Genomic DNA, 15,633 nt, shown 5'->3' with positions numbered 1-15,633 from the left:
GCACCGGGAACTTGTCTGGACAAGTCCACCGGCACGAGGTGGCGCGAGACTGTCCGGCTGCAGCCCGAAACCACGGCAGACAGATGAAATATCCGTGACGCGATGCGGCAATCCGGCGCGGTTGCCACATCGGGCCGCCGCGGGAGCGGTCAGAGACCGTCGAGGTCGAGCGGGCGGTCGGCGGCGTACATCTTCTTGGGACAGCTGTCGCCGGCGCAGTCGCGGTACTTGTCGGTCAGGTCGGCCAGCTGCGAGACCGTCGTGGCGTGAGCCGGGTCGTCGGCGAGGTTCGTCATCTCGTACGGATCGTTGGTGCGGTCGTAGAGCTCGACCTCACCGGTCGTCAGCTCGACGTAGGTCCACCGCCCCACGCGCACCCCGGACCAGAGCCGCGAGGTGCCGTCGGAGGTCGGCCACGCCTCGATCGGTACGACACGGGTCTGCTCGGGCGCACGCAGCCACGGCAGGATGTCGATGCCGTCGGGCTCGTGCGGATCGCCGGCCCCGGCCGCCGCGAGCAGCGTCGTGGCGATGTCCGGGTTGGTCAGCGTGGTCCCGACCTCGCGCCCCTTCGGTACGCCTGGGCCGCTCATCAGCACGGGGATCCGCAGCGACTCCTCGTAGTACCAGAGCTTGCCGTTGAAGTTGTGGTAGCCGCTCGAGAAGCCGTTGTCGGAGGTGAAGACGACCAGGGTGCGCGCCAGGTCGCCGCTCTTCTTCAGCCCGCCGAGCAGGGAGGCGATGTTGCGGTCCAGGCTGCGCGCCGACTCGATCCGCCGCTGATAGGAGAGCCGGTAGGCGTCCTTCTCGATCTGCGACGGGTTCTTCCGCGACGGCGACCCCTTCGGGAACTTCTTGCGCGCCTCCGGGAACAGGTTGGGCTGCTGCGGGATCGGCTCGTCGGCGTACTTGTCGCGATCCTGCTTGTCCGGCACCGGTACGCCGATCGCGCCCTTGGTGCCCGGGAAACGCTGCTTGGGGTCACCCTTCTCCGTCGGCCCGCCGATGTGCGGGGCCACGTAGTTGACCCACTGGAACCACGGCTTCTCCGCGGCTCCGGCCTTCTTCTTGCCATCCTTCTGCACAGCCGTCAGCGCTGCCCTCGCCTGCTGGGTGATGACAGTGGTCGAGTAGCCCTTGGGCTTCACCAGACGCCCGTTGACGTTGAACTTCGCGCCCAGGTAGTTGTACGTCGATGGGTCGACGGTCGCGCGCCACTCGTCCCAGCCAGGAGGCAGGTCGCGCTCGGTCCCCGCCTCGCCGTACTCGTTGAGGTACTTCCCGGTGAACACCGTCGAGTAGCCCGCCTCCTGCAACGAGGTGGCCAGGGTCGCGGAGTCGTCGAAGGAGGGGTAGCCGCCCTCAGGACCGTGGATGGTGTGGGCACCGTGGTTGTGGGCGTACTGCCCCGACAGCAGCGAGGCGCGGGCCGGCACGCAGATCGGCGTCGGCGCGACCGCGTCGATGAAGGTGACGCCGCTGTCCCCCACGAGCTTCTTCACGCTCGGCAGGTAGTCCATGTCGAGGGCGGAGAGGTCATCGACCGTGATCATCAGCAGGTTGGGCTTCTCGACCGGCATCTCGAAGGCCGGCGTCGCGGTCGAGGGCTGCTCGGAGACGCGCTCGCCCGACGGCTGCTGGGTCGGCGCCTGGCCACAGCCCGACATCCCTACGAGCCCAGCAACCGCTAGTGCTGCTGCCGAAAGCGTCCAGACCCGTCTGGATACCGCCACTGATCGTCCTCATCACGCTGGTCGTCTACTGGTCGTGCCGATGGTTCATCCCAGGTCAACGCACACGTCGCGCTCTCGCCATCCCCGGCCAGGACGCTGGTCCCATGAAGATGGCGCTGGTCACCGAGAGCTTCTTTCCTACCATCGATGGTGTCACAACCACGGTGAAGGCCATCGCCGACCGCATGATCGAGTCGGGCCACGAGGTGCGGTTCATCGCTCCCGGCCCCGGACTCTCGGTCTACCGCAACAGCCGAGTCGTCCGCGTCTCGCCGATCGCCAAGACCGGCCGTCAGGTACGCAACGCCCTGGAGTCCTTCGAGCCGGACGTCGTGGTCACCTTCGACCCGGGCCGCCTGGGCCGCAAGGCTCTGTCGTCGCCGACGGCGGCCGACGCGACCACGCTGGTCGTCCAGCAGTCCCCGCTCTCGCCCAAGGCGGCGCTCACCTGGAGCACCTCGATCGCCGCGTACGCCGATGAGATCTTTGTCACAAGCGAGTACCTGCGCCGCACCCTCGCGGCGATCGACGTCGCCGCCGAGGTGTGGGAGCCGGGGGTCGACACGGCCGCCTTCTCGCCCAGTCTGCGCGACGACTGGCTCCACCGCCGGTGGTCCAAGGCGAAGTCCCGACCCACACCGCTGGTCGTGGTCGGCTACGCGGGCAACCTCGCCAAGAGCCATGGCGTACGCCGCCTCGCCGAGCTCACCGTGGTGCCGGGGGTCCGCCTCGTCATCATCGGCGACGGACCCCAGCGCGGATGGCTCAAGCAGCGGGTCCCGCAGGCGAAGCTGACCGGCCCGCTGGGCACCGGCGACCTGGCCATCGCACTGGCGTCGCTCGACGTTCTCGTCCACCCCGGCGAGGAGGAGGGATGCGGCCACATCCTGCGTGAGGCCGCGGCCAGCGCCCTCCCGGTGGTCGCCCCGCGCGCCGGCGCGGCGGCCGAGATCGTCCAGCACATGGAGACCGGATTGCTCTACAACCCGGCCCGTGCCCGCGAGCTCGCCGACGCGGTCGCCTCGGTGGTCTCCGACCCCCGGCGGCGCCTGCTCGGCGACCGCGGCCGGGAGCTGGTCGCGACGCGTCCGTGGACCGACGCCGTCGACGAGCTGTTGGCTCGCCTGGTGGCACTGAGCGAGGTCCGGTCCTCACGATCTCACGCCATCGCCACGGAGAATGCACACCCTGCTGTTAGGCTTGCCTAACCCATTCCCAAGATACTCGTCAGTAACCCCGCCCGCCCACGCAGCGACGAAAATGTCACATACTCCCTGCGTACAAGTTCGGGTATGAGGGGTAGTAGCGTGCGTGCCGTGGCAACCACGACTCTGATCAAAGGCGCGCGGTCGACGCGCTCGACGATCGCCCTGAAGCTCCTTATGGCGGCCAGCGGCATCGTCTTCATCCTCTTTGTGCTGGCGCACATGTACGGCAACCTCAAAGCCTTCAGCGGCGAGATGGCCTACAACGAGTACGCCGAGCACCTGCGTACGTTCGGGGAGCCGATGCTGCCGTACGGCGGGCTCCTCTGGATCCTGCGGGTAGTGCTCCTGGGCTCACTGATCGCGCACGTCGCTTCGGCGGTGGCGCTCTCCATCCGTGCCCACGCGCAGCGCCCGGTGAAGTACGCGGTGAAGAAGAACAAGGCTTCGTCGCTCTCCTCGCGCACCATGCGCTGGGGCGGCGTGGCCCTGCTCCTCTTCGTCGTCTGGCACCTGCTGCAGTTCACGATCGTGAAGATCAACGTGGGTGCGGGCGGGCAGGCCCCTGAGGTCACCGAGAACCCCTACCGGCTGCTGATCGCCGCGTTCCAGCCGGAGCAGTGGTGGATGGTCATCATCTACCTGCTCGCGATGCTCGCGCTCGCGTTCCACCTGCACCACGGCACCTTCAGCGCCATCCAGACGCTCGGGTTCACCAACACCGCTGAGTCGCGTGCCAGGGCCCGCGTCGCCGGCTGGGTCGTCGCGATCGTGGTCGCCGGCGGCTTCTCGCTGGTCCCCCTGTTCACCGTCTTCGGCGTCATCTCGTAAGGACATCTGACACATGGCTGCTGGAACCCACTACCTGTCCGGCCTCACCCCGACCAACGAGGCACCGGTCCAGAAATCCGACGACGCCGCGGGCTACTACGTGCTCGGCGACAAGCTGGTCGACCCAAAGGCTCCGACCGGCCCGATCGCGGAGCGCTGGACGACCCGCAAGTTCGAGAACCGCCTGGTCAACCCGGCCAACCGCCGCAAGCTGTCGGTCATCATCGTCGGCACCGGCCTGGCCGGTGGCGCCGCTGCCGCCACGCTCGGCGAGGCCGGCTACAACGTGAAGTCGTTCTGCTACCAGGACTCCCCGCGTCGCGCCCACTCGATCGCCGCCCAGGGCGGCATCAACGCCGCCAAGAACTACAAGGGCGACGGCGACTCGGCCTACCGGCTCTTCTACGACACGGTCAAGGGCGGCGACTACCGCGCCCGCGAGTCCAACGTCTACCGCCTCGCCGAGGAGTCGGTGAACATCATCGACCAGTGCGTGGCCCAGGGCGTGCCCTTCGCCCGCGAGTACGGCGGTCTGCTCGACAACCGCTCCTTCGGTGGCGTGCAGGTGTCGCGTACGTTCTACGCCCGCGGCCAGACGGGGCAGCAGCTCCTCATCGGCGCCTACCAGGCCATGGAGCGCCAGGTCGCCGCCGGCACCGTGGAGCAGTTCACGCGTCACGAGATGCTCGAGCTGATCGTCGCCGACGGCAAGGCCCGCGGCATCATCGCCCGCGACATGGTCACCGGCGAGATCGAGACCCACCTGGCCGACGTGGTCGTGCTCGCGACCGGCGGCTACGGCAACGTCTTCTACCTCTCGACCAACGCGATGGGGTCCAACGTCACCGCCACGTGGCGTGCGCACCGCAAGGGCGCCTACATGGCCAACCCCTGCTACACGCAGATCCACCCGACCTGCATCCCGGTGACCGGCGCCCACCAGTCGAAGCTGACCCTGATGTCGGAGTCGCTGCGTAACGACGGCCGCATCTGGGTGCCCAAGAACGCCGAGGACTGCGCCAAGGACCCGCGCGAGATCCCCGAGGAGGACCGCGACTACTTCCTGGAGCGGATCTACCCCGCCTTCGGAAACCTGGTCCCCCGCGACATCGCCTCGCGCGCCGCGAAGTACATGTGCGACGAGGGCCGCGGCGTCGGTCCGGAGGTCGACGAGACCCAGCCCGACGGCACCGTGAAGAAGTTCCGCCGCGGTGTCTACCTCGACCTGGGTGCCGCGATCGAGCGCCTCGGCAAGGCCGCGATCGAGGAGAAGTACGACAACCTCCTCGACATGTACGAGCGGATCACGGGTGAGAACCCCTACGAGCTGCCGATGCGCATCTACCCCGCCGTCCACTACGTCATGGGCGGCCTCTGGGTCGACTACGAGCTCTCGACCAACATCGAGGGTCTCTACTGCACCGGTGAGGCCAACTTCTCCGACCACGGCGCGAACCGCCTCGGTGCCTCGGCGCTGATGCAGGGTCTGGCCGACGGCTACTTCGTGCTCCCGAACACCATCCGCGAGTACCTCGCCGACGGCCCGTTCGACCCGATCTCCGAGGACCACCCGGCGGTCGTCGAGGCGAAGCAGTCGGTCCAGGAGCGGATCGACAAGTTCATGTCGATCAACGGCACCCGCTCGGTCGAGTCGATCCACAAGGAGCTCGGCCTGATCATGTGGGAGTACTGCGGCATGGAGCGGACCGAGGAGGGCCTCAAGAAGGCCATCGGGCTGATCCGCGAGCTCAAGAAGGAGTTCTGGACCAACGTCAAGGTCCTCGGCTCGGCCGACTCCCTCAACCAGGACCTCGAGAAGGCCGGCCGTGTCGCCGACTTCATCGAGCTCGGTGAGCTCATGTGCATCGACGCGCTCAACCGGCGCGAGTCCTGCGGCGGCCACTTCCGCGCCGAGTCGCAGACCGAGGACGGCGAGGCGCTGCGTCACGACGACGAGTTCGCCTACGTCGCGGCCTGGGAGTTCGGTGGCGAGGACGGCGCCCCGATCCTCCACAAGGAGGACCTGATCTACACCGCCATCGAGATGAAGCAGAGGTCGTACAAGTGAAGCTCACCCTCAAGATCTGGCGGCAGGCCAACGCGTCCGAGAAGGGTGCGCTCAAGACGTACGAGCTGGACGGGGTGTCCTCGGACATGTCGTTCCTCGAGATGCTCGACCTGCTCAACGAGCAGCTCCTGCACAACGACGAGGAGCCGATCGCGTTCGACTCCGACTGTCGCGAGGGCATCTGCGGCATGTGTTCGCTGATGATCAACGGCGAGGCGCACGGCCCGGAGGTCACCACGACCTGCCAGCTGCACATGCGCTCCTTCAACGACGGTGACACCATCACCATCGAGCCGTGGCGCGCCGCGTCGTTCCCGATCGTCAAGGACCTGATCGTCGACCGCTCCGCGTTCGACCGGATCATCCAGAACGGCGGCTACATCTCGGCCAACACCGGCTCGGCCCCCGAGGCCAACTCGGTGCCGGCCCCGCGCGACAAGGCCATGCGGGCGTTCAACACGGCCACCTGCATCGGCTGCGGCGCCTGCGTCGCCGCCTGCCCCAACGGCTCCGCCTCGCTGTTCCTCGGCGCGAAGATCACCCACCTCGGTGAGCTGCCGCAGGGCCAGCCGGAGCGCTACTCCCGCGTGCAGTCCATGGTCGGCCAGCACGACGCCGAGGGCTTCGGTGGCTGCACCAACATCGGTGAGTGCGCCTCCGCGTGCCCCAAGGAGATCCCGCTCGACGTGATCTCCCAGCTCAACAAGGACCTGCGCAAGTCGCTGATCCTCGGCTGACCATCCGGTCACCACGTGACAGAAGGGCCGCTCTCCTCGGAGAGCGGCCCTTCTTCTATGCCGAGACGTCAGGTACGTCGGCCGAGACGTCACGGTCGTGCCCACTCGGCCGACGTAGGTGACGCCTCGGCCGGTGGTCAGGCGACGGTGAGCTTGACCTCGACGTTGCCGCGGGTGGCGTTGGAATACGGGCAGACCTGGTGGGCCTGCTCGGCGAGCCGCTGGGCGGTCGTGGCGTCGGCGCCGGGGATGGTCACCTCGAGCTGTACGGCGAGGCCGAAGCCGCCCTGGCCGTTCTCACCGATGCTCACGTCGGCGACGACCTCGGAGTCGGTCATGTCGACCTTGGCCTTGCCGGCCACCAGCTTGAGCGCCGAGTGGAAGCAGGCCGCGTAGCCGGCGGCGAAGAGCTGCTCGGGGTTGGTGGCACCGCCGGCGCCACCCATCTCCTTGGGGATGCGAACGTCGGCGTCGATGAGACCGTCGGAGGACTGGACGTGGCCGTTGCGGGCGTCGCCGGTGCTGACTGCGGTGGCTGTGTAGATCGGTGTCATGTGCACAACTATATTGCGCACAACTTAATAGCGCAAGGAGGTAGACTGATGGATGTGTCCGGCCGTACCTATCCGCAGCTCTCGCTCGACCTTCAGCTCTGCTTCCCGCTGTACGCAGCGACCAGAGCCGTGACGAAGCGCTATGTGACGCTGCTCAAGGGGACCGGGCTGACCTATCCGCAGTATCTGGTGATGCTGGTGCTCTGGGAGAGCGAGGAGCCGCTCTCGGTGACCTCCCTCGGCCAGCGCCTGCGCCTCGACTCGGGCACCCTGACGCCGCTGCTCAAGCGGCTCGAGACCGCCGGGCTGGTGCGGCGCGACCGCGACCCCGGCGACGAGCGCCGGGTGCTGGTCAGCCTGACCGAGGCCGGCCAGGCGCTGGAGGAACAGGTCTCCGGCGTGCCGCAGGAGCTCGGCGCGTCGATGGGGATCACCCGTGACGAGGCCCTCGCGCTGCGCGACCAGCTCACCGAGCTGGTCGACCACCTCGACACGGCCGAGTCCTCCTGAGGGCTATCCCCTGGTCAGCAGCCGCTGTACGCCGAGCTTGATCAGCAGCCCGCCGAGCAGCACGTCGACGACCACGAGCACCGCGTGAGCGATGTAGTAGGGCTTCGGACGGGTCTGCTCCGGGTCCTTGGCGGTCTTGACGAGGTTGCGGCCGAAGTTGGTCCAGATCGCGATCGTCCAGACCCCGATGACCAGGAGGAGCGCGCCGTCAGTCTTCTCGAGCTTCATGAGTACGACTCTCTCATCTGTCATCCACGATCTCTCGTTCGGGCCCGGCCGGGTAGTCCAGGGGGTTTCCGTCGGTTACCTGCTGGTAGAACGACGGAAACTCCCTGGACTACCCCCGCTGCGACTCACGCCGACCGCAGACGAAGGAAGCGCTCACGCTGATCGGCGGTGAGGGCCCTGCGCTGCTCGACCGTCGTCGTCGGCGTCCACCAGGCCGGCGGGGTGATCGTCCATTGCCGCGGGCCGCGAATCTGGAGCGCTCGGCGCCTCGCATCCTGGGTGCGCCGCAAGAAGTCCGACGGGTCCCGACGATCATCAGCGACCATGGTGACGTACTCCAGACCCAGGCGGCGGAGGTCGCCCTCGCGCGTGATGTCCCTGGACCGCTGCCGCCCGGCGAGGTGGAGTGCACCGTCGTACTCCCCGACGACCCCTGCCTCGACGTCCAGCAGGTCCGGCGTACCGATGTGGTTACCGGCCAGGTCGAAGATCGGATGGTTGCAGACGATCGCCTTCAGCCCCAGCTCGATGTCCCACGCCAGCCGCATCTCGGATTCCATCGGCGACCAACTGTTCTCCACGGCATGTTGGATGGCTTCGCGCAGATGCGGGATGCCCGTCCAGCCGTTTAGCGATGCGGCGTACGCAGCAACCTCTGCGATCGAGACAAGATCCGTCGCCATCGCCATATCCAGCGCGACGACGGCGCTGGTCAGATCCGGCGCATAACGGACCTCGAACGCGATCGAACGCGTCGGATCAGTGCCGAGGATCCCGTCAAGCTCGCGACAGTGTCGCTTTGCAAGTCGCTCCTGCGAGATCACGTAGCCGCGCTGCGCCACTCTGCGGTGGCGGTGGAGCACGATCGGGACCGGGACCGGCCGTCCGTCGCGATCGGTGCCGTCGAACCAGCGCGCGCCCGACCAGGCGAAGGTCGCCCAGCCGGTGATGTAGCCGTCGGGAACAGCCGTCGCCGCTTCAAGCACCCGCTGCTGAACGAGGTCGGAATCCACAGCGGCAGGTACATAGAGGCCGCGACTGCTCCGCCGCCAGCGCTTCCCACGGGCCTGGGCTTCGGTCGGACCAGCCTCGCCGGAGGGATCCACTCGAACCGGTCGCACAATCTCCCCCCGCTGCCGCGAGTGCGGCAAGGGCGTGAAGTGTGGCCGGCGCCTGGTCATGCCAGGAGGGTGCGACAGGTCGAGCCGATCCGCATCCGGATATCAGGCTGCCTGTGGATAACTTTTCGGGCGCTCGGGGTAGTCCAGGGAGTTTCCGACCGTTACTCGCGGGTAGACCGACGGGAACTCTCTGGACTATCGGCCTCCGGCTCGGCAGGAGTCGCGCCGACGTGGGCGTAGGAGGCGGCGTACAGGATCACCATCGAGGTGTAGTGGATCCAGACGACCAGGATGAGGGCGATGCCGAAGGCCTGGAAGGCCGGCTGCCCCTGGGTGGCCTTGAGCAGCAGGGTCGAGGCCTGCTTGAGGATCTCGAAGCCGATGGCGCCGAGTACGGCGCCGGCCCACAGGGGGCGCTTGGGTGTGTCGCTCTGGGGAGCCAGGTGGAACATCGCGAAGAAGAGCACCGTGTTGGCCGCGAGGCCGAGCACCAGGGTGAGGAGGACGATGAGCCAGCCGAAGCCTTCGTCGAGTCCGATCCAGTCCAAGACGTTGACCGAGAAGGTGCGTACGAGGCCGGTGAACGCCACCGCGACCAGCAGGATCAGGCCGAGCCCGATGAGTGCGACCAGGTCGCGGGCCTTGGCCGCCAGGAAGCCCGGCTGCTCCTCGTCGGGCACCAGGAAGACCGCCTCGAGGGCCTTGCGAAGTCCGTCGATGAAGCCGAGGCCGGCGTAGAGCAGACCGATGACACCGATGATCCCGACCGCGCCGGCCGCACTCTCGATGTCGGAGATCTTCAGCTGCCCGGCACCGTCGCCGACCAGCCCGGGCAGGACCTGGTCGATCGCCTCGACGAGGTCGCTCTCGGCTCCGGAGTAGACCTTGGCGATCTGGCCGACGGCGAAGAACGCCAGCGCGAGGATCGGGAACGTCGACAGGAAGCCGAAGTAGGTGATCGCACCGGCCTGCTGGGCGGCCCCGACGTCACCGTAGTGCTCCTGCGTGCGAATCACCCGGTCCAGCGCAGGGAAGCGCGCACGCAGCTCGGCGATCTTTGCCTTGACCTTTTCCTTCATCCCGAGGTCCCCATCCGTCGTTCATGGGCGGACCCGAGCCCGCCTCAACCGGTCAGTGCTGCTCTCAGCGCGAACTCCCGCGTCGGGCGCCAGCCATCCGTGTCGTCGTGGACGTAGAGGTGGAACTCCTCGACCGACCACTCGCACTCGAAGTCGGCCAGCTCGCCGAAAGCCTTGTCGAGGCTAGCGTCGGGAAGGTCGTGAGCGATCGTGACATGCGGGTGATAGGGAAACGTGAGCTTCTGGTCGAGCGGTCCCTGCCGGACCGCGTTGGCCAGCTGCTCACAGCCCGAGATGCCCTGTACCACTGCCACGAACACCACCGGCGAGACCGGCCGGAAGGTGCCGGTGCCGCGCAGGTGCACGCTGAAGGGGGCGACCCGCGAAGCCGCCGATTCGAGATGGCTCTCGACGTCGGGCAGCAGGTCGTCGTGGATCTCCGTCGGGGGCACAAGAGTGATGTGCGTCGGGATCATGGTCGCCGTCGCGTCCCCGAGAGACGTCCGGTAGTCCTGGAGCTGGCTTGCCCATGGCTCCGGGATCGCGATGGCAACACCGATGGTGCGCATGCGCCGACCTTACTAGCCGAGAGGCGACGCGGGGGGCACAAAGCCGACCCGCTCGTAGACGTCGGCCAGAGTCTTGCGGGCGACCACGCCTGCCTTCTCCGCACCCTGCTGCAAGATGCCGTCGAGGTACGCCCGGTCCTCGAGAACCTCGAAGGTCTTCTCCCGGAACGGGGTGACGTAGTCGACGACGACCTCGGCGAGATCCTTCTTCAGATCGCCGTAGCCCTTGCCGGCGTACTTCCCGACCAGGGTGTCGATCTCGGAGCCGGTCAGCGCGGAGTAGATCCGGAGCAGGTTGGAGACGCCCGGCTTGGCCTCCTCGTCGAAGCGGATCTCCATCTCCGAGTCGGTGACCGCGGAGCGGATCTTCTTCGCCGAGACCTTCGGGTCGTCGAGCATGTCGATCAACCCGGTCGGCGACGAGGCCGACTTGGACATCTTGATCGTCGGGTCCTGGAGGTCGTAGATCTTCGCGACCTCCTTGAGGATGTAGGGCTCGGGCAGCCGGAACGTCTTCTTGTAGCGGCTGTTGAACCGCTGCGCGAGGTCGCGGGTCAGCTCGAGGTGCTGCCGCTGGTCCTCGCCGACCGGGACGTACGCCGGGCGGTAGAGCAGGATGTCGGCGGCCATCAGCATCGGGTAGGAGAAGAGGCCGACCGAGGCCGCGCCCTCACCACCCTTGGCGGACTTGTCCTTGAACTGGGTCATCCGCCGGGCCTCACCGAACGAGGTGATGCACTGCATCACCCAGCCGAGCTGAGCGTGCTCGGGCAGGTGGGACTGGACGAAGATCGCGGACCGCTCGGGGTCGACGCCGGCGGCCAGCAACTGGGCGGCGGCCCGCCGCGTACGCTCGCGGAGCACCTTCGGGTCCTGCTCGACCGTGATCGCGTGCAGGTCGGCGATGAAGAAGAACGGCTCGTGCTCCTCCTGCAGGTTCACCCACTGCCGGACCGCGCCGAGATAGTTGCCGAGGTGGTAGGAGTCCGCCGTCGGCTGGATGCCGGAGAGGACCCTGGGCCTAGTCGTAGGAGCAGTGCTGCCGGTCATGTGCGCATTCTGTCAGCCACCCGCCGAAAGGCTCGAAATGGTGGAAGGAAGAGGATCGATCAACGATCGGTACGAGCTGTGGACCCTGCCCGCGGCACCGACCTGCGTGCCGGCCATGGGCCTCGGCGCCCCCCGTGATCAACGTCGAGGACCGTGGTCGCCCGCGGTCTTCTTGAAGGCCGCGGGCAGGATCCGCATGACCCATCAACGACCGATTCCCGACTGAGTTATCGAACAGGTGCATCCAATTTCTTACGAGTTTGTGGACCTCCTGAGAGGCTCTGCTCAGCGCAGATTCGATGGCCCGTCAAATGCCCTTTTCCGGCCTGACACATGCCCCTGTTAGCCTGTTTGGTCGACCCGCGGATCCTCCAAGGGGTCCGCAGCCTCGGGCCAGCTGCCGAATCGGCCTCGAGGCCAGGCGACCCTCGAGGAGACTTGTGAACGACACGTCCGCTGCCAACGCACGCATGCTGCTTGCGACCGATCTGGACGGAACCTTCCTAGCCGGCGACCCCGAGGCGAAGGTCAAGCTGTACCAGACGCTGAGCCGCCGCGAGGACGTACTTCTGTCCTTCGTCACCGGTCGTGGGCTGGAGTCGGTGCTGCCGCTGCTCGCCGACCCGACCATCCCGACGCCCGACTTCATCATCTGCGACGTCGGCGCCACCATCGTGACCGGACACGACCTGCTCGCCGTCGAGCCCATCCAGCAGGAGATCGCCGCCAAGTGGCCGGGCGAGCTCACCGTGCTCGAGAAGATCGGCGACCGCCCCGGACTGGTCCGGCAGAACGTGCCCCAGGACCGCCGGGTCTCCTACTTCTGCGACCCCGAGGCCGTCACCGACGACCTCGCCCCGCTGGTCGCGCAGATCGGCTGCGACCTGCTCTACTCCGCCAGCCACTATCTCGACGTGCTGCCCGCCGGGATCAACAAGGGCCACACGGTGACGAAGCTCGTCGAGCACCTCGGCATCCCCAAGGACCGCGTGCTGGTCGCCGGTGACACCCTCAACGACCTGTCGATGTACGACATCGGGTTCCCGGGCGTCTGCGTCGGCGAGGCCGAGGACCTGCTGCTGGACGCGACCCGCGACAAGGACCGTACGTTCCACGCCACCTCCCCCGGCACCGGCGGGATCCTGCAGGCGATCAGGCACTTCAACCTGCTCGACGACGAGCACATCTACGACCCGGAGAACGACGCCGACGACCCTGGGAAGTCCGACCTCGTCATGGTTTACCACCGGCTCCCCTATGACGAGGTGATCGAGGACGGCGAGGTCAAGCGCCGGCGGCCGAAGTCGCCCAACGGCATCATCCCGACGCTGCTCTCGTTCTTCACCGAGCGCACCGGATCCTGGGTCGCCTGGTCCATCGACGACCCCAAACGCGGCAAGTTCGCCACCCACACGGTCGTCGACCCCAAGCTCTACCCGGGCCTGGTGGCCTCCCGGCTGCCGCTGTCGAAGAAGGACGTCGACGTCTTCTACAAACGCTTCTCCAAGGAAGCGTTCTGGCCGCTGCTGCACACCTTCTGGGAACGCGCGAAGTTCAAGGAGGACGATTGGAAGGTCTATTGCCGGGTCAACCGGGCCTTCGCCGAGCAGGCGGCGGCCGAGGCGGCGTATGGCGGCATCGTCTGGATCCACGACTACAACCTGTGGATGGTGCCTGCCTACCTGCGGGAGATGCGGCCGGACGTGAAGATCGCGTTCCTGCACCACACCCACTTCCCCGGCGCTGACGTCTTCAACGTGGTGCCGTGGCGTCGCGAGATCATCGGCTCGCTGCTGCAGTGCGACTACATCTCGTTCCACATCCCCCGCCAGGTCGAGAACTTCGTCGACGTGGCCCGCGGCGTGGCGCCGGTCGAGGTGATCGAGACCGAGGACTCGGCGCCTCGGTTCCGGACGTACGGCTTCGCACTCGGTCTGGACACCATGCCCTCGGTGATCGACGTCGGTGGACGTCGGGTGCACCTGGGCGCGAACCCGGTCAGCGTCGACACGAAGCGGATCGAGCAGACCCTGGCCTCCCCGGCGGTGCAGAGCTCGATCACTCGGGTGAAGGAGGAGTTCGAGGGTCAGCGGATCGCGCTGGCCGTATCCCGCCTCGACTACACCAAGGGCGTGCTGCAGCAGCTCGAGGCCTTCGAGCGGGCGCTGCTGGAGGACCCGTCGTTGATGGGCGAGCTGTCGCTGGTGCTGGTCTGCGTGCCTGCGGCCGGCGAGATGACCGTCTACAAGACGCTGCAGAACCAGATCGAGCAGGCCGTCGGGCGGATCAACGGCCGGTTCTCGCGGATGGGCTGGATGCCGGTCCACTTCTACTTCCGGCCGATCCCGTTCGAGGAGCTGCTGGCCTACTACGCCAACGCCGACGTCATGTGGATCACCCCGCTGCGCGACGGCCTCAACCTGGTCGCGAAGGAGTACGCCGCGGTTCACGGTCTGCTCGGCACGAGCGGCACGCTGGTGCTCTCCGAGTTCGCCGGGGCAGCCGCGGAGCTTCGCGGCGCGGTGCTGACCAACCCCCACGACGTCTCCGACATGGTCCGGGTCTTCCTGCAGGCCGTCGACATGGACGAGGCCGAGGCCAAGGACCGGATGCGCGGGCTGTGGGACACCATCCGCCACCACGACTCCAAGGCCTGGGCCGACGGGTTCCTGGCGGCGGTGGAGGCGGCCACCGCCACGGACGGCAACGAGGAAGCCTTCTAGGCCTTGCGCCGGTGGATGCTGGTGCTCCACAACAGCACCAGCATCCCGGCGGCGGCCAGGCCGGCGCCGACCAACGGCGCCTCGCGCACGCTCCAGACGTCGAGGGCCAGGCCGCCGGCGAAGGCGCCGAGGGCGTTGGCGATGTTGAGGCTCGCGTGGTTCATCGCGGCGCCGAGGGTCACCGCGTCATCGGCGACGTCCATCAGGCGCACCTGCAGGTTGATCACCAGCACCGAGGCGATCGCGGTGGTCAGAAAGGCGACCGGAGCGAGCCACCACCCGGCCGGGGCGACCAGCCAGAAGAGCGTCAGCACCGCCACCATGCCCAGGCTGCTCGCGAGCAGTGAGCCCATCACCGACCACCGGGCCAGCTCTCCCGCGACCCAGGTGCCGACGACCATCCCGGTGCCGAACGCGAAGACGAACCACGGCACCGCTCCCTCGGCCAGGCCGGCGGTGTCGGTGACGATCGGGGAGATGTAGGAGTACGCCGCGAACATGCCGCCGAACCCGATCGCACCCGCGAGCATCGTCAGCCAGACCTGCTTGTTGGTGAAGAACCGGCCGGCCTCGCTGCGGCCGGTCGCGTTCGGGTCACCCGGGAAGTGGGGCACCGAGAGCTGCACCAGGACCACGGTCAGCAGCGCGAGGCCTGCTGCGGCTGCGTACGGTGCCCGCCAGCCGGCGGTCTGACCGAGCCAGGTGGCGAACGGGACGCCGATCACGTTGGCGACCGAGAGCCCGAGCATCACCAGGGCGACCGCTCGTCCGCGGTGCTTGGGCGCGGCCATCGACGTCGCGACGATGCTCGCGACGCCGAAGTAGGCGCCGTGCGGGAGCCCGTCGAGGAATCTCGCGACCAGCAGCATCTGGTAGTCCACGGCGACGGCGCTGAGCAGGTTGAACAGCGCGTACGCCGCCATCAGCGACAGCAGCAGCCCCTTGCGCGGAAGATGGGCGACGAAGAACGAGAGGATCGGTACGCCGACCACCACTCCGACCGCATAGGCGCTGATCAGATGGCCGGCCGTGGAGGTTCCGACGCCGACGCCCTCGGCGATCTCGGGCAGCACGCCCATGGTGACGAACTCGGTCGTACCGATCGCGAACCCACCCGTCGCGAGGGCGAGCATGGCGATCACGAACCGGACGGTGGTGACCGGTCTCGCGGCGGTCTCAGGGCTGGCGATGTCAGTCACTACTGCCTAACCTTCGGCGATTTGCG

The 15,633-nt window shown here is 67.6% G+C and carries 14 protein-coding genes; 6 read left to right on the top strand and 8 right to left on the bottom strand.

Annotated features, from left to right (window positions below; genetic code table 11):
• Positions 1-149 precede the first annotated feature (149 nt).
• Positions 150-1,667: a sulfatase-like hydrolase/transferase gene (locus ABT304_RS26290; protein WP_350719725.1), complete on the bottom strand. Its 1,518-nt coding sequence runs from the start codon at positions 1,665-1,667 to the stop codon at positions 150-152.
• A 170-nt stretch (positions 1,668-1,837) separates the two neighbouring features.
• On the opposite strand from ABT304_RS26290, the gene ABT304_RS26285 reads away from it, so the two are divergent.
• From ABT304_RS26285 to ABT304_RS26270, 4 genes are all read left to right on the top strand, one after another.
• Complete coding sequence (locus ABT304_RS26285) at positions 1,838-2,941, top strand: glycosyltransferase (RefSeq protein ID WP_350719723.1); 1,104 nt, start codon at positions 1,838-1,840, stop codon at positions 2,939-2,941.
• A gap of 108 nt (positions 2,942-3,049) precedes the next feature.
• Complete coding sequence (locus tag ABT304_RS26280; protein WP_350719721.1) at positions 3,050-3,769, top strand: succinate dehydrogenase cytochrome b subunit; 720 nt, start codon at positions 3,050-3,052, stop codon at positions 3,767-3,769.
• A 13-nt stretch (positions 3,770-3,782) separates the two neighbouring features.
• Entirely contained in the window at positions 3,783-5,837 is a 2,055-nt protein-coding gene (locus ABT304_RS26275) for a fumarate reductase/succinate dehydrogenase flavoprotein subunit (protein WP_160025236.1), read from the top strand.
• Positions 5,834-6,574: a succinate dehydrogenase/fumarate reductase iron-sulfur subunit gene (locus ABT304_RS26270; protein WP_160025237.1), complete on the top strand. Its 741-nt coding sequence runs from the start codon at positions 5,834-5,836 to the stop codon at positions 6,572-6,574. The genes ABT304_RS26275 and ABT304_RS26270 overlap by 4 nt, the downstream gene beginning before the upstream one ends.
• Before the next feature lie 137 nt (positions 6,575-6,711).
• Here ABT304_RS26270 and ABT304_RS26265 read toward each other — a convergent pair whose 3' ends face one another.
• Complete coding sequence (locus ABT304_RS26265; protein ID WP_350719719.1) at positions 6,712-7,128, bottom strand: organic hydroperoxide resistance protein; 417 nt, start codon at positions 7,126-7,128, stop codon at positions 6,712-6,714.
• 48 nt (positions 7,129-7,176) lie between these two features.
• Here ABT304_RS26265 and ABT304_RS26260 point away from each other — a divergent pair, with 48 nt between their 5' ends.
• Entirely contained in the window at positions 7,177-7,638 is a 462-nt protein-coding gene (locus ABT304_RS26260; protein ID WP_160025239.1) for a MarR family winged helix-turn-helix transcriptional regulator, read from the top strand.
• A gap of 3 nt (positions 7,639-7,641) precedes the next feature.
• On the opposite strand, the gene ABT304_RS26255 is transcribed toward ABT304_RS26260, so the two are convergent.
• The 5 genes from ABT304_RS26255 to trpS all read right to left on the bottom strand — a co-directional run bounded on the left by ABT304_RS26255 (position 7,642) and on the right by trpS (position 11,685).
• Positions 7,642-7,866: an SCO4848 family membrane protein gene (locus ABT304_RS26255; protein WP_091052819.1), complete on the bottom strand. Its 225-nt coding sequence runs from the start codon at positions 7,864-7,866 to the stop codon at positions 7,642-7,644.
• Between the two features lie 125 nt (positions 7,867-7,991).
• Positions 7,992-8,879, bottom strand: coding sequence for a putative endonuclease domain-containing protein (locus ABT304_RS26250; RefSeq protein ID WP_350719717.1), 888 nt, complete (start codon positions 8,877-8,879; stop codon positions 7,992-7,994).
• A gap of 269 nt (positions 8,880-9,148) precedes the next feature.
• Entirely contained in the window at positions 9,149-10,066 is a 918-nt protein-coding gene (locus ABT304_RS26245) for a YihY/virulence factor BrkB family protein (protein WP_350719715.1), read from the bottom strand.
• Positions 10,067-10,110: 44 nt separating this feature from the next.
• Positions 10,111-10,635 carry a 2'-5' RNA ligase family protein gene (locus ABT304_RS26240; protein ID WP_350665729.1) on the bottom strand — a complete coding sequence of 175 codons (525 nt, stop codon included), beginning with the start codon at positions 10,633-10,635 and terminating at the stop codon, positions 10,111-10,113.
• Between the two features lie 12 nt (positions 10,636-10,647).
• Entirely contained in the window at positions 10,648-11,685 is a 1,038-nt protein-coding gene (trpS, locus tag ABT304_RS26235) for a tryptophan--tRNA ligase (RefSeq protein ID WP_350719713.1), read from the bottom strand.
• A gap of 440 nt (positions 11,686-12,125) precedes the next feature.
• Here trpS and ggpS point away from each other — a divergent pair, with 440 nt between their 5' ends.
• Positions 12,126-14,408 carry a glucosylglycerol-phosphate synthase gene (gene ggpS / locus ABT304_RS26230; protein WP_350719712.1) on the top strand — a complete coding sequence of 761 codons (2,283 nt, stop codon included), beginning with the start codon at positions 12,126-12,128 and terminating at the stop codon, positions 14,406-14,408.
• On the opposite strand, the gene ABT304_RS26225 is transcribed toward ggpS, so the two are convergent.
• Positions 14,405-15,607: an MFS transporter gene (locus tag ABT304_RS26225; protein ID WP_350719710.1), complete on the bottom strand. Its 1,203-nt coding sequence runs from the start codon at positions 15,605-15,607 to the stop codon at positions 14,405-14,407. The two genes, ggpS and ABT304_RS26225, sit on opposite strands and share 4 nt — an antisense overlap.
• Between the last annotated feature and the right edge of the window lie 26 nt (positions 15,608-15,633).

This window comes from Nocardioides sp. NPDC000445 (assembly GCF_040300245.1).
Taxonomy (GTDB): domain Bacteria; phylum Actinomycetota; class Actinomycetes; order Propionibacteriales; family Nocardioidaceae; genus Nocardioides.
The sequence above is the reverse complement of the archived record's forward strand: the minus strand, read 5'-3'. Positions and strand labels throughout refer to the sequence as shown.